At 72.4% G+C, this 20,834-nt stretch carries 22 protein-coding genes and 1 pseudogene; 8 read left to right on the top strand and 15 right to left on the bottom strand.

Annotated elements, in window-relative coordinates; all coding sequences use genetic code 11:
- Positions 1-376: 376 nt before the first annotated feature.
- Positions 377-1,018, bottom strand: a complete 642-nt coding sequence (locus tag ACIBAI_RS10665) for a DNA-3-methyladenine glycosylase (RefSeq protein WP_399032884.1) — start codon at positions 1,016-1,018, stop codon at positions 377-379.
- A 193-nt stretch (positions 1,019-1,211) separates the two neighbouring features.
- Between ACIBAI_RS10665 and ACIBAI_RS10660 the strand changes: the two genes are divergently transcribed.
- The 3 genes from ACIBAI_RS10660 (at position 1,212) to ACIBAI_RS10650 (ending at position 3,268) form a co-directional block, all read left to right on the top strand.
- Entirely contained in the window at positions 1,212-1,994 is a 783-nt protein-coding gene (locus ACIBAI_RS10660) for a sporulation protein (protein WP_399032882.1), read from the top strand.
- A gap of 40 nt (positions 1,995-2,034) precedes the next feature.
- A complete protein-coding gene (locus ACIBAI_RS10655) occupies positions 2,035-2,574 on the top strand; it encodes a YbhB/YbcL family Raf kinase inhibitor-like protein (protein WP_399032880.1) in 540 nt (179 codons plus the stop codon).
- Between the two features lie 187 nt (positions 2,575-2,761).
- On the top strand, positions 2,762-3,268 hold the full coding sequence (locus tag ACIBAI_RS10650; protein WP_344608227.1) for an HNH endonuclease: 507 nt from the start codon (positions 2,762-2,764) through the stop codon (positions 3,266-3,268).
- Positions 3,269-3,335: 67 nt separating this feature from the next.
- On the opposite strand, the gene ACIBAI_RS10645 is transcribed toward ACIBAI_RS10650, so the two are convergent.
- The 3 genes from ACIBAI_RS10645 to ACIBAI_RS10635 form a co-directional block, all read right to left on the bottom strand.
- The gene (locus tag ACIBAI_RS10645; RefSeq protein WP_399032877.1) at positions 3,336-4,280 is read right to left on the bottom strand and encodes an SPFH domain-containing protein; all 945 of its coding nucleotides are present in this window, start codon (positions 4,278-4,280) and stop codon (positions 3,336-3,338) included.
- A 131-nt stretch (positions 4,281-4,411) separates the two neighbouring features.
- Positions 4,412-4,843, bottom strand: coding sequence for an NfeD family protein (locus ACIBAI_RS10640; protein WP_399032875.1), 432 nt, complete (start codon positions 4,841-4,843; stop codon positions 4,412-4,414).
- A gap of 55 nt (positions 4,844-4,898) precedes the next feature.
- Positions 4,899-5,696, bottom strand: coding sequence for an ABC transporter ATP-binding protein (locus ACIBAI_RS10635; protein WP_399032873.1), 798 nt, complete (start codon positions 5,694-5,696; stop codon positions 4,899-4,901).
- Between the two features lie 151 nt (positions 5,697-5,847).
- Here ACIBAI_RS10635 and ACIBAI_RS10630 point away from each other — a divergent pair, with 151 nt between their 5' ends.
- Positions 5,848-6,672, top strand: a complete 825-nt coding sequence (locus ACIBAI_RS10630; RefSeq protein ID WP_399032871.1) for a hypothetical protein — start codon at positions 5,848-5,850, stop codon at positions 6,670-6,672.
- Between the two features lie 141 nt (positions 6,673-6,813).
- On the opposite strand, the gene chpE is transcribed toward ACIBAI_RS10630, so the two are convergent.
- The 3 genes from chpE to ACIBAI_RS10615 form a co-directional block, all read right to left on the bottom strand.
- Entirely contained in the window at positions 6,814-7,062 is a 249-nt protein-coding gene (gene chpE, locus ACIBAI_RS10625; RefSeq protein ID WP_399032869.1) for a chaplin ChpE, read from the bottom strand.
- Positions 7,063-7,225: 163 nt separating this feature from the next.
- Complete coding sequence (locus tag ACIBAI_RS10620; protein ID WP_399032867.1) at positions 7,226-7,867, bottom strand: response regulator; 642 nt, start codon at positions 7,865-7,867, stop codon at positions 7,226-7,228.
- Positions 7,860-9,005 carry a GAF domain-containing sensor histidine kinase gene (locus ACIBAI_RS10615; protein ID WP_399032865.1) on the bottom strand — a complete coding sequence of 382 codons (1,146 nt, stop codon included), beginning with the start codon at positions 9,003-9,005 and terminating at the stop codon, positions 7,860-7,862. Before ACIBAI_RS10615 ends, ACIBAI_RS10620 begins: the two co-directional genes overlap by 8 nt.
- A 594-nt stretch (positions 9,006-9,599) precedes the next feature.
- Between ACIBAI_RS10615 and ACIBAI_RS10610 the strand changes: the two genes are divergently transcribed.
- Positions 9,600-10,346: a transglycosylase SLT domain-containing protein gene (locus ACIBAI_RS10610; protein ID WP_399032863.1), complete on the top strand. Its 747-nt coding sequence runs from the start codon at positions 9,600-9,602 to the stop codon at positions 10,344-10,346.
- Positions 10,347-10,435: 89 nt separating this feature from the next.
- On the opposite strand, the gene ACIBAI_RS10605 is transcribed toward ACIBAI_RS10610, so the two are convergent.
- On the bottom strand, positions 10,436-12,934 hold the full coding sequence (locus tag ACIBAI_RS10605) for an FHA domain-containing protein (RefSeq protein WP_399032861.1): 2,499 nt from the start codon (positions 12,932-12,934) through the stop codon (positions 10,436-10,438).
- Positions 12,935-13,076: 142 nt separating this feature from the next.
- Here ACIBAI_RS10605 and ACIBAI_RS10600 point away from each other — a divergent pair.
- Positions 13,077-13,547, top strand: a pseudogene (locus tag ACIBAI_RS10600) (streptophobe family protein); the annotation flags it as partial.
- A gap of 222 nt (positions 13,548-13,769) precedes the next feature.
- Positions 13,770-14,978 carry a phosphoserine phosphatase SerB gene (gene serB / locus ACIBAI_RS10595; protein ID WP_399032905.1) on the top strand — a complete coding sequence of 403 codons (1,209 nt, stop codon included), beginning with the start codon at positions 13,770-13,772 and terminating at the stop codon, positions 14,976-14,978.
- A gap of 240 nt (positions 14,979-15,218) precedes the next feature.
- Here serB and ACIBAI_RS10590 read toward each other — a convergent pair whose 3' ends face one another.
- From ACIBAI_RS10590 to ACIBAI_RS10575, 4 genes are all read right to left on the bottom strand, one after another.
- Positions 15,219-15,737 carry a SixA phosphatase family protein gene (locus tag ACIBAI_RS10590; RefSeq protein ID WP_399032860.1) on the bottom strand — a complete coding sequence of 173 codons (519 nt, stop codon included), beginning with the start codon at positions 15,735-15,737 and terminating at the stop codon, positions 15,219-15,221.
- A 137-nt stretch (positions 15,738-15,874) separates the two neighbouring features.
- A complete protein-coding gene (locus ACIBAI_RS10585; protein WP_344608205.1) occupies positions 15,875-16,081 on the bottom strand; it encodes a hypothetical protein in 207 nt (68 codons plus the stop codon).
- A 186-nt stretch (positions 16,082-16,267) separates the two neighbouring features.
- On the bottom strand, positions 16,268-16,384 hold the full coding sequence (locus tag ACIBAI_RS10580; RefSeq protein WP_344608203.1) for an SGM_5486 family transporter-associated protein: 117 nt from the start codon (positions 16,382-16,384) through the stop codon (positions 16,268-16,270).
- A gap of 66 nt (positions 16,385-16,450) precedes the next feature.
- Positions 16,451-17,743, bottom strand: coding sequence for a CynX/NimT family MFS transporter (locus ACIBAI_RS10575; RefSeq protein WP_399032857.1), 1,293 nt, complete (start codon positions 17,741-17,743; stop codon positions 16,451-16,453).
- Between the two features lie 70 nt (positions 17,744-17,813).
- Here ACIBAI_RS10575 and ACIBAI_RS10570 point away from each other — a divergent pair, with 70 nt between their 5' ends.
- On the top strand, positions 17,814-18,515 hold the full coding sequence (locus ACIBAI_RS10570) for a FadR/GntR family transcriptional regulator (RefSeq protein ID WP_399032855.1): 702 nt from the start codon (positions 17,814-17,816) through the stop codon (positions 18,513-18,515).
- 16 nt (positions 18,516-18,531) lie between these two features.
- On the opposite strand, the gene ACIBAI_RS10565 is transcribed toward ACIBAI_RS10570, so the two are convergent.
- The 3 genes from ACIBAI_RS10565 to fabG form a co-directional block, all read right to left on the bottom strand.
- Positions 18,532-18,879: a hypothetical protein gene (locus ACIBAI_RS10565; RefSeq protein ID WP_399032853.1), complete on the bottom strand. Its 348-nt coding sequence runs from the start codon at positions 18,877-18,879 to the stop codon at positions 18,532-18,534.
- A 194-nt stretch (positions 18,880-19,073) separates the two neighbouring features.
- Positions 19,074-19,841 (bottom strand): enoyl-ACP reductase FabI, encoded by a 768-nt coding sequence (fabI, locus tag ACIBAI_RS10560; protein WP_344608195.1) that lies wholly within the window; start codon positions 19,839-19,841, stop codon positions 19,074-19,076.
- 5 nt (positions 19,842-19,846) lie between these two features.
- The gene (gene fabG, locus ACIBAI_RS10555; RefSeq protein ID WP_399032851.1) at positions 19,847-20,566 is read right to left on the bottom strand and encodes a 3-oxoacyl-[acyl-carrier-protein] reductase; all 720 of its coding nucleotides are present in this window, start codon (positions 20,564-20,566) and stop codon (positions 19,847-19,849) included.
- Positions 20,567-20,834: the final 268 nt, after the last annotated feature.

The raw sequence follows: 20,834 nt of genomic DNA, 5'->3' as shown, positions 1-20,834 counted from the left end.
CGTTGACTTTTGGCACGCTGTTGAGTTCTCAAGGAACGGACGCTTCCTTCGTACTCACCCTCTCGGGCTTTCCTCCGGGCGCTTCCCTTCGGTGTCTCCGACTCTATCAGATCCTTTTCCGATCCGATTCCCAGTCGGCGGGATTTGTCTACGGGCTGGGCTTTCGCCCGGCGGCCTTTCGACATTCACTACGTTAGCCGATTCCCCGCTCGACTCATAATCGAGTCCCACAGGTTTCGAATTCAGACATGCGGACATGCCGAATTCATCCCCGCTGAGGGAAAGGCGTAGGTAGTGGATTGGCCGCTCCGGCTGCTGACGATCACAGTACCCGGTTCAGCGGCTCGGACTACATTACGTATCTCCCCGGCCCGCGTCAACCCCGGCGTCGCCTCGGTACGTGGGCCCGGTACGGGCTGACCGTCGGGTCGTCGGCGATCCAGTAACGCCAGGGGTGGACGCCCCCCTCACCCGCCACGCCGGTGCGCGGTCCGCTGCGTACCTGCTCGGAGGGGACGGGCGCGCCCGTCAGTACGCGCAGTGGCGTCTCGCCGGCGGCGCACGCGTCCGTGCCGTCCAGGGCCCGGTCCACGTCCAGGGCCGTGCACAGGCGGGCCGGCCCCTTGGCGAGTTCCTTGTCGTTGCGGGCCGAAAGACGGCGTTCCCGGGCCAGCTCCGCGCCCTCGACGATCTCGCCGGCGCGGAGCAGGACGGCGCTCGCCCTGCCCTCCGGACCGCAGACCAGGTTCATGCAGAACCACATGCCGTAGGTGAAGTAGACGTACACGTGGCCGGGGGGACCGAACATCACGCCGTTGCGGGCGGTGCGGCCCCGGTAGGCGTGGGAACCGGGATCGTTGGGGCCGTCGTAGGCCTCGACCTCGGTGAGGCGGAGCGCGATCGGACCGTCCGGGGTGGTGCGTACGAGGATGCGGCCCAGGAGGTCGGGGGCGACTTCCAGGACGGGTCGGTCGAAGAACTCCCGGGGCACAGGGGTACGGTCAGAGGTCGCGATCATGCCGTCCGAGGGTAACGCAGACGGACGGGGCGGCAGGGGCGGTCGGGGGCCGCTCGCCCTGCCGGGGCGAGGAACCGGCCACGGCCGGATCGCGTTTGTAGGGGTCAGGGGTCCGCTCGAGGATTCCCTCGCAAGTCAGAGGCCGGACGACGGAACGGGCGCCGCCCCTGGGGCCGCCTGGAAAGGGAGAGACATGGCGTTCAAGAAGCTGCTCGCGAGCCTGGGGGCCGGCGGGGCTTCGGTCGAGACGGTGCTGAACGAGGTCAACGTCGTTCCGGGCGGTGTCGTCCAGGGCGAGGTGCGGATCCAGGGCGGGTCCGTGAACCAGCAGATCGAGGGACTGTCGGTCGGGCTGCAGGCCAAGGTCGAGGTCGAGAGCGGGGACCAGGAGTACAAGCAGGACATCGAGTTCACGAAGGTGCGGCTCGGCGGGGCCTTCGAGCTGCAGGCGAACGCCGTGCACGCGGTGCCGTTCGGGCTGGAGATCCCGTGGGAGACGCCGATCACGATGATCGACGGGCAGGCGCTGCGCGGGATGAACATCGGCGTGACGACGGAGCTGGAGATCGCGCGGGCCGTGGACTCCGGTGACCTGGACCCGATCAACGTGCACCCGCTGCCGGCCCAGAAGGCGATCCTCGACGCCTTCGTCCAGCTGGGCTTCCGTTTCAAGAACGCGGACCTGGAGCGCGGCCTGATCCGGGGCACGCGGCAGAAGCTGCCGTTCTACCAGGAGATCGAGTTCCTCCCGCCGCAGCAGTACCGCGGTCTGAACCAGGTCGAGCTGAGCTTCGTGGCCGACGAGCAGGCGATGGACGTCGTGCTGGAGATGGACAAGAAGCCGGGGCTGTTCAGCGAGGGCAGCGACACCTTCCGGTCGTTCCAGGTGGGGCTGAACGACTATCAGGGGACCGACTGGGCGGCGTACCTCAACCAGTGGCTGGCCGAGGTCGGCAGCAAGCGCAACTGGTTCTAGGCTCGACCCGCAGGCAACGAACCGATCAGGAGGTACCCAGGTGACCGAGCTCAAGCGGCGGCCGCTCCCCCACGACTTCCATCCGCCCGTGCCGTCCTTCACGGTCACGAGCGAGGACGTCCAGGAAGGGGCCACGCTCAAGGACGCTCAGGTCTACGCGGCCGGCAACACCTCGCCGCACCTGCGGTGGGAGGGCTTCCCGCCCGGGACCAAGAGCTTCGCCGTGACCTGCTACGACCCGGACGCCCCGACGGGCAGCGGGTTCTGGCACTGGGTGGTGTTCGACATCCCGGCCTCGGTGACCGAGCTGCCGGCGGGTGCGGGCAGCGGCGAGTTCGAGGGTCTGCCGGAGGGCGCGATCCAGGCGCGCAACGACTACGGCACCAAGGACTTCGGCGGTGCCGCGCCGCCGGCCGGGGACGGACCGCACCGGTACGTGTTCACGGTGTACGCCGTGGACCAGGAGAAGCTCGGGCCGGACGCGGACGCCACGCCCGCGTTCGTGGGGTTCAACCTGCGGTTCCACACGATCGCGCGGGCCCAGCTGATCGGTGAGTACGAGGTGCCCGCCGAAGCCTGACGTTCACGGGACGTTTGCCCGTCTCCGGTCTTGGAAGTGATCGGAGGCGGGCATTTTTGTCGTGGGGGGCCGCGGGGTCACTCCCCGTGGGAGCAGCGGATATTGCGTTGTCCGTCCCGGCGTGCCCGGCCAGAGTTGATCCCAGCCCGCCAAGGGGTGGGCCAGGGCACACGGGAGGTGGGCTGGTATGCGGGACACGCTGGTGCTGAACGCGAGCTTCGAGCCGCTGTCGACGGTGACGCTGAACCGAGCCGTCGTTCTGGTCCTGCAGGACAAGGCCGTCGTCGAGCAGGCCCACCCCGAACTGCGGATGCGTGGAGCCGCGGTCGACATACCGGCGCCCCGCGTGATCCGGCTGTGCAGGTACGTACGGGTGCCCTTCCGGAGACAAGCGCCGTGGTCGAGGCGGGGCGTGCTGGTCCGGGACCGGCACCGCTGCGCGTACTGCGGCAGGCGGGCGACGACCGTGGACCATGTGGTGCCGCGGTCGCAAGGCGGCCGGGACACATGGCTGAACACGGTCGCCGCGTGCGCCGAGGACAACCACCGCAAGGCGAACCGGACTCCGGAGGAGGCCGGTATGACGCTGCTGCGGCAGCCCTTCGAGCCGACGCCGGCGGACGCGATGCTGCTGGCGCTGGGGCAGGAGGACTTCGACGCGCTGCCCGGGTGGCTGGCGCGCGACGCCGCGTAGGACGTACGGCACGGCACCGGGGCCCGCCTCCGTGAGGAGGCGGGCCCCGGTGCCGTGCGACGGCCGGTCAGTCGATGGACGGCTTCTCGCGGCGCTCCGCACCGTCGGGGCCGCCCTTGCCCGGCGCCCCGCCGCCCATGGCGCCGAAGTTGCCGACGGCGCCGGACAGGCCCTTGAGGGCGTCGCCGATCTCGCTGGGGACGATCCAGAGCTTGTTGGCGTCGCCCTCGGCGATCTTCGGGAGCATCTGGAGGTACTGGTAGGAGAGCAGCTTCTGGTCCGGGTCGCCGGCGTGGATCGCCTCGAAGACCGTACGGACGGCCTGGGCTTCGCCCTCGGCGCGCAGGGCGGCGGCCTTGGCCTCACCCTCGGCGCGCAGGATCTGGGACTGCTTCTCACCCTCGGCGCGCAGGATCTCGGACTGCCGGACGCCTTCGGCCTGGAGGATCGCGGCGCGCTTGTCGCGGTCGGCGCGCATCTGCTTCTCCATCGAGTCCTGGATGGAGGTCGGCGGCTCGATCGCCTTGAGTTCGACGCGGTTGACGCGGATGCCCCACTTGCCGGTGGCCTCGTCGAGGACGCCGCGCAGGGCCGCGTTGATCTCCTCGCGGGAGGTCAGGGTGCGCTCCAGGTCCATGCCGCCGATGATGTTGCGCAGCGTGGTGACGGTGAGCTGCTCGATGGCCTGGATGTAGCTGGCGACCTCGTACGTCGCGGCCCGGGCGTCGGTCACCTGGTAGTAGATGACGGTGTCGATGTTGACGACCAGGTTGTCCTGGGTGATCACCGGCTGCGGCGGGAACGGGACGACCTGTTCACGCAGGTCGATGCGGTTGCGGATGGTGTCGATGAACGGGACGACGATGTTGAGGCCCGCGTTCAGCGTCCGCGTGTAGCGGCCGAAGCGCTCGACGATGGCGGCGCTGGCCTGTGGGATGACTTGGATGGTCTTGATCAGGGCGATGAAGACCAACACCACCAGGATGATCAAGACGATGATGACCGGTTCCACCGTCGTTCCCCGTACCCTTCTCCGCCTTGGCGCTCTCGGCAGATCTTATGGTTGTCGAAGATCTTGCTGGTCGAGTCTGACAGACCGTCGCCTGCCTTGCGAGGTGTTCGCCCCAGTTGCGCCCCACGAGGTCAGATGACGATCGCCGTGGCCCCCTCGATGTCCACGACATCCACTTCCTGGCCTGCTTCGTAGGCGCGGTCGGTGTCGAGGGAGCGCGCCGACCAGACCTCGCCGGCGAGCTTGATCCGGCCGCCGGAGCCGTCGACGCGCTCCAGCACGACGGCCTGCCTGCCCTTCAACGCGTCCACACCGGTGGCGAGTTGGGGCCGCTGCGTGCGGTGCCGGGCCGCGATGGGCCGTACGACGGCGATGAGGGCGACCGAGACGACGACGAAGACGAGCACCTGGACGACGATGCCGGCGCCGAATCCCGCGGCGCCCGCGGCGGCGACGGCGCCCACCGCGAACATGGCGAACTCGGGCATCGCGGTCACAACGAGCGGGATTCCGAGCCCTGCTGCGGCGACGAGCCACCACACCCATGCGTCGATGTCGTTCACACGGTCATGGTAGGTCCGCGGGCGCCGCCGGGGACAGGGCGCGAAGCGGGCGCTGTCAGGACAGCGGCAGGCCCTGCGCGGTCCAGCGGTCGCCGACCTGCTCGACGACGAGCGGCAGTCCGAAGCAGAGGGAGAGGTTGCGGGAGGTCAGTTCGAGCTCCAGGGGGCCGGCGGTGAGGACCTTGCCCTGGCGGATCATCAGGACGTGGGTGAAGCCCGGGGGGATCTCCTCGACGTGGTGGGTGACCATGATCATCGAGGGGGCGATGGGGTCGCGGGCGAGGCGGCCGAGGCGGCGCACGAGGTCCTCGCGCCCGCCGAGGTCGAGGCCGGCGGCCGGCTCGTCGAGGAGCAGCAGCTCGGGGTCGGTCATCAGGGCGCGGGCGATGAGGGTGCGCTTGCGCTCGCCCTCGGAGAGGGTGCCGAACCTGCGGTCCAGGTACTCGGACATGCCGAGGCGGTCGAGGAAGGCGCGGGCGCGCTGCTCGTCGATGTCCTCGTACTCCTCCCGCCAGCCGGCCGTCATGCCGTACGCGGCGGTCAGCACGGTCTGCAGGACGGTCTGGCGCCTGGGCAGCTTGTCGGCCATGGCGATGCCGGCCATGCCGATGCGGGGGCGCAGCTCGAAGACGTCGGTGCCGGGCTTGCCGAGGGTCTCGCCGAGGATGGTGGCGGTGCCCCTGGTGGGGAAGAGGTAGCTGGACGCGACGTTCAGGAGGGTCGTCTTGCCGGCGCCGTTCGGGCCGAGGATGACCCAGCGCTCGCCCTCCTTGACCGACCAGGAGACCTGGTCCACCAGAGCCCGGCCCTCGCGGACCACGGATACGTCCTGAAGCTCCAGAACATCGCTCATGAGCGCGTTGTCTCCCCTTGCAGTGTGGCCGGTCTCGGCTGTCGCGTACGCCTGTGGCTCGGTCCGCCGCGCCGGTGGGCGCAGCCCTCAACGAAATCTACGCCACCGGTCGGCCCGGGCATTCCATCGGTCCGGTCCTTAGGGTGGAGGCATGCTCTCGGAACCACGCTCAGGACGCCTTGCCGCCTGGGGAAACGCCCTGATTGCCGGACTTGTGTCTCCGGATGACGCCGTGCTCGCGATCGTCGGCGAGGACGCGGCGCACCGGGTGGAGGGGCTGCCCGGCGAGTCGGCCCCGGTCGGTCTGACGCTGGCGCTGGGCCGGCTGCGGACGCTCGGCGCCTCCGGGCTGCGGGTCGCGCTGCCCGTGCCCGGGCATCCGCTGGGGCTGAGCGGGCCGCCGGAGTTCAACGCGCGGGCGCTGGAGGCTCGGGAGGCGGTGGTCTGCCACGGCGCCGCGCTGGGTCTCGTGCCGGAGGTGCACGAGGCCGGGCCCGAGGGCGACGTGCACGTGGAGGTCGTCTGGCACTGCCTGCCGGTGCGGGAGGCGCCGCCCGCCGACGTGCCGTCGCTCGGGGAGGCCGAGCGGGAGCTGGCGGAGGCGCTGCGGGAGGCGACCGAGGTGCTGACGCGGCTGGACGTGGCCGGGTCGGGGCCGGCGGCGCAGGCGGCGATCGACGCGTACCGGGCGCGGGTCGGCGGGGCGGCGCGCAGCGGTGGCCGGGTGACGGGCGGGCGGGGGCGGGAGGTGCCGGCGCCGGGGTATCCGCCGCGGGCGGTGCGGGTGCTGGAGCTGGCGCAGCGGGTGGGGGTGCTGATCTCGCTGGCGTACCGGAGCGGGGAGGGGGGCGCGGTGAGCGCCTCGGAGATGGCGGCGCGGGCGGCCGCGTTGCGGCCGGTGGAGCGGACGGCCCGGCGGGCGCAGGTCGCCGCGTACAACTCCGTCGTGGAGGAGCGGGAGCGCGGCAGGGGGTGAGGCGGGTGTCCGTGACCGGCGGCGCCCTGGGCGTGCCGGGGCGCCGCCGGTCCCCCGGGCCGCGGGCGCCGGTGACGTGCGTGACCGGTCTCCCGGGCGGCCCGGGAGACCGGAGGTCGGCGCCGGCCCGGCGGGCCGGGGTCAGCGGTTGACGGCCAGGTTGCCGAAGGCCGGGTTCAGCACACCGACGACGTTGACGCTGTTGCCGGACACGTTGACCGGGACGTGCACCGGGGCCTGGACGACGTTGCCCGAGGCGACGCCCGGCGAGCCGACGGCGGTGCCGTGGGCCACCGCGTCGCCGTCGGTGGCGGAGGCCATGCCGCTGCCGGCCGCGAGCAGACCGCCGGCCACCATCGTCACAGCCGCTGCCTTCTTCAGGTTCTTCACTTCTCAGTCCTCCTTGCGATTCCGCGGCAGTCGCCGCGGCACGCACTGGAGAACGGCGGAGACCGCCGCGGGATACGCCGAGTGGGGGACATTCCCACGACAGTATGAATCTCAGTCCGGAGGGGAACCTTTCGGGGCTCCGCGTGCCGTGAGGGGCGCGGTTTCAGCCCGTCAGGCCGTGGCGTACGGCCCACAGGGCCGCCTGGGTGCGGTCCGCCAGGTCGAGTTTCATCAGGATGTTCGAGACGTGGGTCTTCACCGTCTTCTCGGAGAGGACCAGCGCGCGGGCGATCTCCCGGTTGGAGCGGCCGTCCGCTATCAGACCGAGCACCTCGCGTTCCCGGTCCGTGAGGGAGGCTCCCCGGCCCTGTCCGGCGCCCGCCTCCTCCTGGGCGAGCAGGGCGCCCGCGACCTCCGGCTGGAGCAGGATGTGACCGGCGTGGACGGAGCGGATGGCGCCGGCCAGCGCGTCCGGGTCCACGTCCTTGTACACGTACCCGGCGGCGCCGGCCCGCAGGGCCGGGACCACCGTGCGCTGCTCGGTGAAGCTGGTGACGACGAGCACGCGCGCGGGGTGGTCCAGCTCGCGGAGCCGGCGCAGCGCCTCGACGCCGTCCGTGCCCGGCATCTTGACGTCCATGAGGATGACGTCGGGTCCGAGTTCCTCGGCCCGCCGGACGCCTTCGGCGCCGTCCGCGGCCTCGCCCACGACCTCGATGTCGTCCTGCACCTCGAGGAACGTGCGCAGACCCCGGCGGACCACCTGGTGGTCGTCCACGAGCAGCACCTTGATCGCGTCAGCCACCGGGAACCTCCATCTCGATCGTGGTGCCCTTGCCGGGCGCCGATTCCACGCCCAGCCGGCCGCCGACGCCGCTCGCCCGGTCCCGCATGGAGACCAGGCCCAGGTGGCGTCCCGCGCGGCGCACCGCCTGCGGGTCGAAGCCGCTGCCGTCGTCCGTGACCCGCAGGACCGCTCCGGCGCCGCGCCGCTCCAGGGTCACGTCGACGTGCTCCGCCCCCGAGTGCCGCAGGGCGTTGTGCAGCGCCTCCTGGGCGACGCGGAGCACGGCCTCCTCCTGGGCGGACGGCAGGGCCCTGACACCGCGGCCGGTGAAGGTCACGCGCGCGCTGTGGGCGCGGTCGAGGACCTGGGTCTGGGTGCGCAGGGTGGCGACGAGGCCGTCCTCGTCGAGGGCGGCCGGCCGCAACTCGACGACGGCCGCCCGCAGTTCGTCGGCGGCCTCGGCGGCGAGGGCGGCCACCTGCTGGAGCTCGCCCTTGGCGCGGGAGGGGTCGCGGTCGACGAGGCGGGCGGCGGCCTGGGCGGTCAGGCGGAGGGAGAAGAGCTTCTGGCTGACCGCGTCGTGCAGTTCGTGGGCGAGGCGGGAGCGCTCCTCTGCGATGGTCAGTTCGCGGCTGCGCTCGTACAGGCGGGCGTTGGTGAGGGCGATGGCGGCGTGCTGGGCGAGGATGGAGAGCAGTTCCTCGTCGTCGGCCGTGAAGCCGCAACCGCCTTCGGGCTTCGGGCAGTTCTTGTTCGCCAGGAACAGCGCCCCGATGACCTCGTCGCCGTCGCGGATCGGCAGGCCCAGGAAGTCGGCCAGCTCGGGGTGGGCGGACGGCCAGCCCCCGAAGCGGGGGTCCCGGCGGACGTCGGCGAGGCGCTCGACCTCGGCCTCGTGCAGCATCGCGGCGAGGATGCCGTGCTGGCGCGGGAGGGGGCCGATGGCCTTCCACTGCTCGTCGCTGACGCCGTCGACCACGAACTGGGCGAAGCCGCCGTGGTCGTCGGGGACGCCGAGGGCGGCGTACTGCGCGTCGAGCAGCTCGCGGGCGGAGGCGACGATCGTCTTGAGGACGTCGCGCACCTCCAGGTGCCTGCTCATGGCCAGCAGCGCGGAGCTCACCGCGGCGAGGCCGGACCGGGGGCCGTGACTCATGTCTTCACGGTACCGGCGGGTCGCGGCAGCGCGGATCGGACCGGCGACGGCCCTCTGCTACGCCGATGGCCCAGGACCCCGCCCGCGCGGCCCGGGGCCGGGACGGTCCCGGTTCCCTCGTCGAGGACACGCGTACCGGAGGGCGCCGGGACCGGGGAAGGGATGCCGCGCCGGCGTCGGTCACCGGGGCGCCGCCCGGTCCGCGCCCCGGCACGGATCCCGGGGGCGGGCCTTCCTCCGGGAGGACGGGCCTCACCCAGTGCATTGCTTACGCAACCGAGTGCGAGACCGGGGCGGGGTCCGTGTGAGCCCTCCCATAGGGCGCACGTCACGTACGAAGGGGAATAGGAGGAAGAGGGTTCGGCCTGATCGGGGAGAACAAGGGGATCTGCGCCGCTTCGCCCGCCCCCGTTCCACTACCGGGCTTCGTACGTCACGCCTTTGTTCCGGCTTTTCGCGGCCGCTAAGAATGGCTCCCGTCGCTCAACGCCGCGGGCCCTCGCCCGCGGCGTTCGCGCGGGAGGCACCCGCGCCCGCCGCCGGACGAACCGGCCGAAGAGCGACCTCCGCGCTATTCGAAGAGGTCCGTTCCGCATGTCCGATAGCTCCGGCCCCGGTGGCCGTGGTCGCGCCCTGCCTCGTACCCACAGGATCGCGGCAGCCGGTGTCGCGGCGCTCGGCGCCGCCGCCGTCGCCTTCTCCGCCGTACCCGGCGGCGCGCGGACGACCGCGGTCGAGGCCGTCCCGGCGGACCGGGTGACCTACAGCGCCGAGCGGATCACGGACGTCAGGGCCGGCGTCACCGACCAGCTCGCCGGCGCGAGCCTGAAGATCGAGCGGATCGAGGCCAAGCGGAAGGCCGACGCCGCGGCCGCCGTGCGGAAGGCCGCCGAGGCGGCCAGGAAGAAGGCGGCCGCGGCGGCCGCGGCCCGGAAGGCCGCGCAGGAGCGCCGGGCAGAGGAGGCCGCGAGCCGCGCCGCGCGGCGCACCGGGGTCGAGCGGGTCGCCGCGAGGAGCTACCCGGACAACCTCGACGGCTGGATCCGCGAGTCGCTCGACATCATGCGGAAGCACGGCATCCCGGGGTCCTACAGCGGCATCCACCGCAACATCATGCGGGAGTCCTCGGGCAACCCGAACGCCGTCAACGACTGGGACATCAACGCCGCCAACGGTGTCCCCTCCAAGGGTCTGCTGCAGGTCATCCCGCCGACCTTCCAGGCCTACCACGTGCCCGGCACGTCCTGGAACATCTACGACCCGGTCGCCAACATCACCGCCGCCTGCAACTACGCGGCCGACCGGTACGGCTCCATGGACAACGTCGACAGCGCGTACTGAGGCCGGCGCGGGCCCCCTCCCGCGCACGGACACGCCGAGGGGCGGCGCCCTCCTGACGGGGTGCCGCCCCTCGGCGTCGTACGGCGGTGCTACTTGCGCATGACCTCGGGCTCGTGGCGGCGCAGGAAGCGGGCCACGAAGAAGCCGCAGATCACGCCGAGGGCGATCAGCGCGGCCATGTCCATGGCCCAGGTGCCGACGGTGTGGTCCCACAGCGGGTCGGTTCCGGCCCCCTCCTCCGGCGGGCTGATCCTGTTGAAGTCGAGCGTGGCGCCCGCGGCGGCGACCGCCCAGCGCGACGGCATCAGGTACGAGACCTGGTTGACGCCGACCGTGCCGTTCAGGGCGAACAGACAGCCCGTGAACACGACCTGGATGATCGCGAACATCACCAGCAGCGGCATGGTCTTCTCGGCCGTCTTCACCAGCGACGAGATGATCAGGCCGAACATCATCGAGGTGAAGCCCAGCGCCATGACCGGCAGGGACAGCTCGACGAGCGTGGCGCCGCCGAGGACCAGGCCCTCCTGCGGGATCTCCCGGCTCGCGAGGCCGATGACGCCGACCAGCAGGCCCTGCCCGACGGTGATCAGGCCGAGCACGAACACCTTGGACATCAGGTACGCGGACCGCGACAGGCCGGTCGCGCGCTCCCGCTCGTAGATCACCCGCTCCTTGATCAGCTCGCGGACGGAGTTCGCGGCGCCGGCGAAGCAGGCGCCGACCGCGAGGATCAGCAGGACGGTGGTGGCCGTGCCGTTGGGGACGATCCGGCCCGTCCGCGGGTTCGGCGGGTTGGGCAGCAGGCCGCGGTCCGGGTCGATGAGCAGGCTCACCGCGCCGAGCACGGCCGGCAGGATCACCATCAGGGCGAGGAAGCCCCGGTCGGAGGCGATCACCGACAGGTAGCGCCGCACCAGCGTGCCCCACTGGGAGAACCAGCCCTGCGGCTTCGGCGGCTTCATCGCCTGCATCGGCGCGACCTGCACGGACTGCGGCGCGACCGCGTCGATGTCCGCGGCGTACATCTGGTAGTGCTGCGAGCCCTTCCAGCGGCCCGCCCAGTCGTAGTCGCGGTAGTTCTCGAAGGCGGAGAAGACGTCGGCCCAGGTGTCGTAGCCGAAGAAGTTCAGCGCCTCCTCCGGCGGGCCGAAGTAGGCGACCGCACCGCCCGGCGCCATCACCAGCAGCTTGTCGCACAGCGCCAGCTCGGCCACCGAGTGGGTGACGACGAGGACGGTGCGGCCGTCGTCGGCCAGGCTCCGCAGCAGCTGCATGACGTCGCGGTCCATGCCCGGGTCGAGGCCGGACGTCGGCTCGTCCAGGAAGATCAGCGACGGCTTGGTGAGCAGTTCCAGGGCCACGGAGACGCGCTTGCGCTGGCCGCCGGAGAGGGAGGTGACCTTCTTCTCCTTGTGGACGTCCAGCTTCAGCTCGCGCAGCACCTCGTCGATGCGGGCCTCGCGCTCGGCGGCCGTGGTGTCGGCGGGGAAGCGCAGCTTGGCCGCGTACTTGAGGGCCTTCTTGACGGTCAGCTCCTTGTGCAGGATGTCGTCCTGCGGGACCAGACCGATGCGCTGCCGCAGCTCGGCGAACTGCTTGTAGAGGTCGCGGTTGTCGTACAGGACCTCGCCCTGGTCGGCGGGGCGGTAGCCGGTGAGCGCCTTGAGCAGGGTCGACTTGCCGGAGCCGGACGGGCCGATGACCGCGATCAGCGACTTCTCCGGGACGCCGAAGGAGACGTCCCTCAGGATCTGCTTGCCGCCGTCGACCGTGACGGTCAGGTGGCGGGCGGAGAAGGACACCTCACCGGTGTCGACGAACTCCTCAAGCCGGTCGCCGACGATCCGGAACGTCGAGTGGCCGACGCCGACGATGTCGGCCGGGCCGAGCAGCCGCGCGCCGCCCTTGGGGATCGGCTGGCCGTTGACGTACGTGCCGTTGTGCGAGCCCAGGTCGCGGATCTCCATGCGGCCGTCGGGCGTCGCGTGGAACTCGGCGTGGTGCCGGGAGACCTGCAGGTCGGAGACGACCAGGTCGTTCTCCAGGGCACGGCCGATGCGCATCACGCGGCCGAGGGAGAACTGGTGGAACGTGGTCGGGCTGCGGTCGCCGTACACCGGCGGCGCCCCCGCGGCACCGCCGGGACCCTGCTGCTGCGGTATGTGCGGGGCGGCCTGCTGCGGCTGCTGCGGGACCTGCTGCGGCGCCGGCCCGGCGGGGGCCTGCCGGGCCCAGCCGGGGCCCGCGCCCTGGGGGGCGTACGGCTGCTGCCGGGGCCGGGCGGCCGGCGCCGCGGCGCCGGAGAGGTTCAGGCGCGGTCCGTCGGTCGCGTTGCCCAGGTGCACGGCCGTGCCGGGACCGAGCTCCACCTGCTGGATCCGCTGCCCCTGCACGAACGTGCCGTTGGTGCTGCCGTGGTCCTCCATGACCCATCCGCGGCCGTCGAAGCTGACCGTGGCGTGCCGCCAGGAGACCCTGGCGTCGTCGAACACGATGTCCGCCTGCGGATCGCGTCCGAGCGTGTAAGACCTGGACGGATCGAGCGTCCACGTCCGTCCGTTGGTTTCCAGTACGAGTTCCGGCACTCCATGCCCCACTGAGTTGTCCCCCGAGTCGCCCCCGACATGGGGAGTCCAGGGATGTCGAACATCGGGGGGAACTATTTCAGGCCCGGCCCTCTGACCGAAAGTCGGACCTTGTGAAAACCGCGTACGGGCGTACGGGCCGGTGCCGTTGACGCGGCGGAAACCGGGCCGGGGAGTGGTGATCCGCGCGAGGGGAACATGCGCGGCGGCCGGGCCGCGCCGCGGATCGGGGGTCCGCCAGGGGCGCGTCCACGAGCGCCGGCGCCGCCGGGTACGGCGCGAGGATGCCCGGGCGGACGTCCTGCTGTCCGTGATCGCCTCCGTGAGCTGGGCGTTGATCGGGACGGCGGGCACCGCGGCGCTCGGTCCGCGGTTGCTGGAGGTTGACGCGGCGGGCTCGCCGGGGCCGGCGACCGTGGCTGTCGTGGTCCTGGGGGCGGGGGGTCCGGTCGTTCCGTCCGGCGATGTGTCCGTCTTCGGTCTCATGGGCGCGGAGGCGGACGCCACCGTCGAAAACACGTCACTCGGGGTGAGCCTGGCCGGTGCGCTGCTGCTGTCGGGCTTCTTCCTGCGGTCCTTGCGGGCGGCGGGCGGCGTGGTCGCGCCGGCCGGACTCCTCGCGCGCGGGCGCGGTGGTCGCGCTGTTCCCGGGGGCCGTGCGGGGTGCGGGCGCCGGGGCCGCCGGGGCGCTGCCGGCGCGGGCGAGCCCGCCGGCGACCGGGGGACACGGACGGAACGCAAGGTTCCCGACGCCGGTGCGCCACCCGCTGTTCCCTGTCCGCTGAGCGGACCTCGGCAGCGCGGGGCACCGGGTGCCGGATACCGTGGAAACACCATGAGCGCATCGCAGACCTCCGACGTCCCCACCCTCCTTGTCAAGATCTTCGGCAAGGACAGGCCGGGCATCACGGCCGGCCTCTTCGACACCCTCGCCGCCTACTCGGTCGACGTGGTCGACATCGAGCAGGTCGTCACCCGTGGCCGGATCGTGCTGTGCGCGCTCGTGACCGAGCCGCCGCGAGGGCTGGAGGGCGATCTGCGGGCGACCGTCCACAGCTGGGCGGAGTCGATGAAGATGCAGGCGGAGATCATCTCCGGCATCGGCGACAACCGGCCGCGCGGGCTCGGCCGCTCCCTGGTGACCGTGCTCGGCCACCCGCTCACCGCGGAGGCGACCGCCGCGATCGCCGCCCGGATCACCAAGGCCGGCGGCAACATCGACCGCATCTTCCGGCTGGCGAAGTACCCGGTCACCGCGGTCGAGTTCGCGGTGTCCGGCGTGGCGACCGAGCCGCTGCGCACCTCCCTGGTGACCGACGCGGCGGCGCTGGGCGTGGACGTGGCGGTCGTCGCGGCCGGACTGCACCGGCGGGCGCAGCGCCTGGTCGTCATGGACGTGGACTCGACGCTCATCCAGGACGAGGTGATCGAGCTCTTCGCCGCGCACGCCGGCTGCGAGGACGAGGTCGCCGAGGTGACCGCGGCGGCGATGCGCGGGGAGCTGGACTTCGAGCAGTCGCTGCACGCGCGCGTGGCGCTGCTGGCGGGGCTGGACGCCTCGGTGGTGGAGAAGGTGCGCAGCGAGGTGCGGCTGACGCCGGGCGCCCGCACGCTGATCCGTACGCTGAAGCGGCTCGGGTACCAGGTCGGTGTCGTGTCCGGCGGTTTCACCCAGGTCACCGATGATCTGAAGGAACGGCTGGGGCTGGACTTCGCCCAGGCCAACACGCTGGAGATAGTCGACGGCAGGCTGACGGGCCGGGTGGTCGGCGAGATAGTGGACCGGGCGGGCAAGGCGCGGCTGCTGCGCCGGTTCGCCGCGGAGGCGGGCGTCCCGCTGTCGCAGACCGTGGCGATCGGCGACGGGGCCAACGACCTGGACATGCTGAACGCGGCCGGCCTCGGGGTCGCCTTCAACGCCAAGCCGGTGGTGCGCGAGGCGGCGCACACGGCGGTGAACGTGCCGTTCCTGGACACGGTCCTGTACCTGCTGGGCATCACCCGGGAAGAGGTCGAGGCGGCGGACACGCTCGACCAGCGCTGAGCGGCCGGCAGCGGCGGCCCGCCCTGATCCGCGCGGACGGCGGCTTCCCGGTACGGCGCGGGCGGCCTCCCGGCGCGACGTCCGGGGTCCCTTCGACGGCTCCCCGGGCAGGAGCGGAGTGGCGTTCGGTGCGTGCGGCGCGCGAGGGGCGGGCGGCTGCGCCGCGCAGGCTCCGGCCCGGGGGCTTGAGGCCCGGCGCCGCGGCGGTGCCGGGCCCCGGCGCGTGGCCGGACGGTCGGGTCAGTCGGCCGGCGCCCAGTAGTCGAGCAGCGTGGCCACCCCGGGCTCCACGGTCTTCCATGAGCCGGTGAAGGACAGCACGGCGAAGGCGGCGGCCGGGAAGCCGCGGCGGGCCATCCGCTCGCGGGCGTCGCCCTCGGCCGAGCCGGCCAGGATGTCGGCGAGTCCCTGCACGCCCGGGTTGTGGCCGACGAGGAGGACGTTGCGCACGTCGTCCGGGGTTTCGTCGAGCACGGCGATCAGCTCGCCCGGCGAGGCCTCGTAGATCCGCTCCTCGTAGACGGTTCTCGGCCGCTGCGGGAACTCGTGGACGGCCAGCTTCCAGGTCTCCCGCGTCCGGGTGGCGGTGGAGCAGAGGGCCAGGTCGAAGGGGATGCCGGTGTCGGCCAGCCGGCGCCCGGCCTCTGTGGCGTCCTTGCGGCCCCGCTCGGCGAGCGGTCGCTCGTGGTCGGTCACCTGTGGCCAGTCGGCTTTCGCATGCCGGAGGAGGACGATCCTGCGGGGTTCTTCGACGCTCATGAGCCCAGCTTCGCATGAAACAGGCCACGCGGCGCAGGGAGTTGACTCGCGGCTCCACCGATGCGAGACGCGGCCGGGGTGCCCGGTCCGGCCTCGCGGCCCGCCGGCACGCTCCCGCCTGCTCGTGGTCAATACACCTAGCGCGCGGTGAGCTGCCGGACCCGCTCCAGGAGCTGGCTGAGCGCGGGGTCGCCGGTGGCCGCGTGCGCGTCCGACGGGTCGAGTATCAGGGTGAGCAGCGCGATGAAGGCGAGGACGGGCAGGGCGAGGGCCCACCAGGGGAGCCGGATGTCCGCGCCGGCCCGCGTCGCCGGGTGGGGCCGGGGGTGCATGGGGGCCGACATGGGTGCCTCCGCTGTCGTCGAGTGGTCCGTGAGGCCGCCCCGCACGGCCCCACCTCGAAACTACGGAAGGCCCGGTGCCCCGCCCATCCGGTGTCCCACCCACTCGACCCTGACCCTCGCCCCCTAGGGGGCAGGGGGGTTAGCCCCACCATCGGCCGCGCGGCGGGCGCGCGCCGGCCGGCGGCGTCACGGCGAGGCGATGGACGCGATGATCCCGATGACCACGAAGATCGCGAAGAAGGCGCCGAAGACGAGCAGCATCTTCTTCTGACCGTGCTGGGGGTTGGGGTCGAGCACTGGCATGCGGCAAGTCTCCCATCCCTCACCCGGCCCGGTGCCACCGGGTCGGCGGCCCGGCGGGTCGGCCGGTCAGCGGGCGGCCTCGTCCTCCACCGTGCGGGCGCGCCCCGCCAGCACGCCCACCACCATCTGCGGGACCATCAGGGCGCACATCAGCGCGATCGGCAGGCCCCAGCCGCCGCTGTGCTGGTAGAGCACGCCCACCAGGAGCGGGCCGGGAATGGAGATCAGGTAGCCGGTGCTCTGCGCGAAGGCCGACAGCTGGGCGACGCCCGCGCCCGTCCTGGCCCGCATCCCGACCATGGTGAGGGCCAGCGGGAAGGCGCAGTTGGAGATCCCGAGCAGCACGGCCCAGGCCCAGGCACCGCCGACCGGGGCGAAGTGGAGGCCGGCGTATCCGGCCAGGCCGCAGAGGCCGAGCGCGAGCACGATCGGTCCCTGGTGGGGCAGCCGGGTGGCCAGGCGCGGGATGACGAAGGCCAGCGGCACGCCCATCACCATCGTCAGGGACAGCAGCAGCCCGGCCGTGCCCGCGGGCACGCCCGCGTCCCGGAAGATCTGCGCCATCCAGCCCATCGTGATGTAGGCGGCGGTGGCCTGGAGCCCGAAGAACACGGCGAGCGCCCAGGCGGTACGGCTCCGGGTGATCCGCAGCGCGGGCGTCTCCCCGCGCGCGGGCGCCTGCTCGGCGGCTCCGGCGCCCCGGTCCCGTACGAACGGGATCCACGGCAGTACGGCCGCCGCCGCGAGCGCCGCCCACACGGCGAGCCCGGGCTGCCAGCCGCCGCCCAGCGCGTCGGTCATCGGCACCGTCACCGCGGCCGCGAGCGAGGTGCCGAAGGCGAGGGCCATGGAGTACAGGCCGGTCATGGAGCCCACCCGGTCGGGGAACCAGCGCTTGACGATGACCGGCATCAGCACGTTGCCGACCGCGATGCCCGCGAGCGCGAGGGCGCTGGCGGCCAGGAAACCGGCCGTGCCGCCGGCGTACGGGCGCGTCAGCAGGCCCGTCGCGATGGCGGCCAGGCCGGCGCACACCACCGCGCCGGGCCCGAAGCGGCGGGCGAGCCGGGGGGCGACGGCGCCGAAGACGGCGAAGCAGAGCGAGGGCATGGAGGTGAGCAGGCCGGCCACGCTGCCGCTCATGCCGAGCCCGTCGCGGACCTCCTCGAGGAGCGCGCCGAAGCTGGTGATGGCGGGGCGGAGGTTGAGCGCGGACAGCACGATGCCGAGGACGAGCAGACGGGTCGCCCACGCGCGCGGGGCGCCGGCCCCGGCTTCCCGGGCGTCGCCTCCGGCCGGTTCGCGTACGGTCGTGGACTTCGGCGTCCGGGTTTCCTCGCCAGTCATGAAGCTCATCATAGAATCATAGGATGATTGGTTGTCCATTCCCGGGTCCGCGGTTGCGGGACCCGGTGTGCGAAGGTGTGCCGTGCCCCTGAGCCATCCCCGCCGTTCGGTGCTGTCCGAGCAGGTCATCGCCGCGCTGCGGCAGCAGATCACCTCGGGCGAGTGGCCGGTCGGCTCCCGCATCCCCACGGAGCCGGAGCTGGTCGAGCAGCTCGGGGTCGCCCGCAACACGGTCCGCGAGGCCGTCCGCGCGCTGGCGCACAACGGCCTGCTGGACATCCGCCAGGGCTCCGGCACGTACGTCGTGGCGACCAGCGAGCTGGCGGGCGTGATGCACCGCCGCTTCGCCGGCACCGATCCCCGGCACATCGCCGAGCTGCGCTCCACCCTGGAGTCGGCCGCCGCCAGACTGGCCGCCGAGCGGCGCACGGAGAAGGACCTCAAGCAGCTGGACGCGCTCCTGGCGCGGCGGGAGGAGGCCTGGGAGTCGGGTGACACGGAGGCGTTCGTGACGGCGGACGCGACCTTCCACCTGGCCGTCGTGGCCGCCTCCCACAACGACGTGATGAGCGCGATGTACGCCGATCTGGGCGAGGTGCTGCGGGACTGGCTGCGCGAGGACGTCGGCGCGGCGCTGACGCCGGAGACGTACATGGACCACGCGCGCCTGGTCGACGCGATCCGCGCGGGCGACGCCGGGACGGCCGGAGCGGAGGCGGCGGGCTATCCGCTGCTGTGCCGTCCGGGCCGGTTCGGCCCGCCTCCCGACCAGCCCGCCCGGTGACCGGCCCGCCTCCTGATCAGCCCGCCCTCCGGTGACTGATCCACACCGAACCGACCTCTTTCCAGCAGCGCCCGGTCAGCCGCACGGTCTGCGCGGGCCCGGCCTCCACCGGGGAGGTGTCGGTGTCGAGGTCCCACCAGCGGGCGCACTCGATGTGCAGGCGCACCCGGTCGGGGTCCGGGTAGGGGTTGTGGCAGTACGCGGTCACCTCGGAACCGGTGACCCGGATCCGGCACGCGGCGCCGAACGGCCGCCCCGGCGACTTTCCGGTGTCCACCCGCGCGTGCGGCATCGCCTCGCAGGCGAGGGACAGCACGAGAGCGACGGCGACGGTCGCTGAGGCCAGGCTGCGGGACAGGCGCACAAGGGGACCTCCTCGGCCGTGCTGGGGAGGGGATCGCGTGGTGGACGCGTACTCCACAGTGCGCGGTCACCGGGCGCCGCGCCCGGCCGGTGGCCCGATCGGGTGACGCGCGGGATCCGCGGACCCGCCGGACACGCCGAGGGCCCGCGCCCTCCCGGGGTGCGGGCCCTCGGCCGCCGGTCAGCCCGGCGGCGTCACGCGCCGATGGCGTGCAGACCGCCGTCCACGTGGATGATCTCGCCCGTGGTCTTCGGGAACCAGTCGCTCAGCAGGGCGACGACGCCGCGGCCGGCCGGCTCGGGGTCCTTCAGGTCCCACTCCAGCGGGGAGCGGGTGTCCCAGACGGAGGCCAGCTCGCTGAAGCCCGGGATGGACTTGGCGGCCATCGAGCCGATCGGGCCCGCCGAGATCAGGTTGCAGCGGATGTTCTGCTTGCCCAGGTCGCGCGCCATGTAGCGGTTGACGGCCTCCAGGGCGGCCTTGGCCGGGCCCATCCAGTCGTACTGCGGCCAGGCGTACTGGGCGTCGAAGGTGAGGCCGACGACCGAGCCGCCGTTCTGCATCAGCGGCAGGCAGGCCATGGTCAGCGACTTCAGGGAGAACGCCGAGACGTGCATGGCGGTGGCGACGGACTCGAACGGCGTGTTCAGGAAGTTGCCGCCGAGCGCGTCCTGCGGGGCGAAGCCGATGGAGTGGACGACGCCGTCGAGGCCGCCGAGCTCCTCGCCGACGATGTCGGCCAGGCGCCCGAGGTGCTCGTCGTTCGTCACGTCGAGCTCGACGACCTTGGTGGGCTTGGGCAGCTTCTTGGCGATGCGCTCGGTCAGCGTGGGCCGCGGGAACGCGGTCAGGATGATCTCGGCGCCCTGCTCCTGGGCCAGCTTGGCGGTGTGGAAGGCGATGGAGGACTCCATCAGCACACCGGTGATCAGGACGCGCTTGCCCTCGAGGATTCCGCTCATGGTGATCAGTGACCCATTCCCAGTCCGCCGTCAACGGGGATGACGGCTCCAGTGATGTACGAGGCGTCGTCGGAGGCGAGGAACCGCACCGCCGCGGCGATCTCCTCGGGCTGCGCGTACCGGCCGAGCGGCACCTGCGCCACGATGCCCGCGCGCTGCTCCTCGCTGAGCACCTTGGTCATGTCGGTGTCGACGAAGCCGGGCGCGACGACGTTGAAGGTGATGTTGCGCGATCCCAGCTCGCGGGCGAGGGAGCGCGCGAAGCCGACCAGGCCGGCCTTGGAGGCGGCGTAGTTGGCCTGCCCCGCCGAGCCGAGCAGACCGACGACGGACGAGATGAGCACCACGCGGCCCTTCTTGGCGCGCAGCATGCCGCGGTTGGCGCGCTTGACCACGCGGAAGGTGCCGGTGAGGTTGGTGTCGAGGACGGACGTGAAGTCCTCCTCGGACATGCGCATCAGGAGCTGGTCCTTGGTGATGCCGGCGTTGGCGACGAGGACCTCGACGTTGCCGTGCGCCTCCTCGATCTCCTTGTAGGCCTGCTCCACCTGCTCGGCGTCGGTGATGTCGCACTTGACGGCGAGGACGCCCAGATCCGTCAGGGCCGCGGGCGGCTCGCCCGAGCGGTACGTGATCGCGACCTTGTCGCCGGCGTCGGCGAACGCGCGGGCGATGGCGAGGCCGATGCCCCGGTTGCCCCCTGTGACGAGAACCGAGCGGCTCAACGGATCACCCTTTCGATAAGCGTTTGGAATACCCCGCCCCGGCACCTGGACGACAGGCGGCGATGACAGGCGGCTTCCTCGAAAACCTATCGGTCCGGGGCCGACCGCGGACAATCGGGCACCCACAGCGGCTCACCCGGCCTCCTGTCGGTTTCCTACAGTCGGCGCTCCCGGATCGGCTCGTGGCTCCGGGGCACGGGCGGCCGGGCCCGCGCGCGGGCACGCGTGTGCCGCGGACAACCGGACAGCCGGGGCGCCGGCGGGCGCG

It is taken from the genome of Streptomyces sp. NPDC051041, assembly GCF_044456065.1.
GTDB lineage: Bacteria > Actinomycetota > Actinomycetes > Streptomycetales > Streptomycetaceae > Streptomyces > Streptomyces glaucus.
This window is presented reverse-complemented; position numbering and strand designations above follow the sequence as displayed.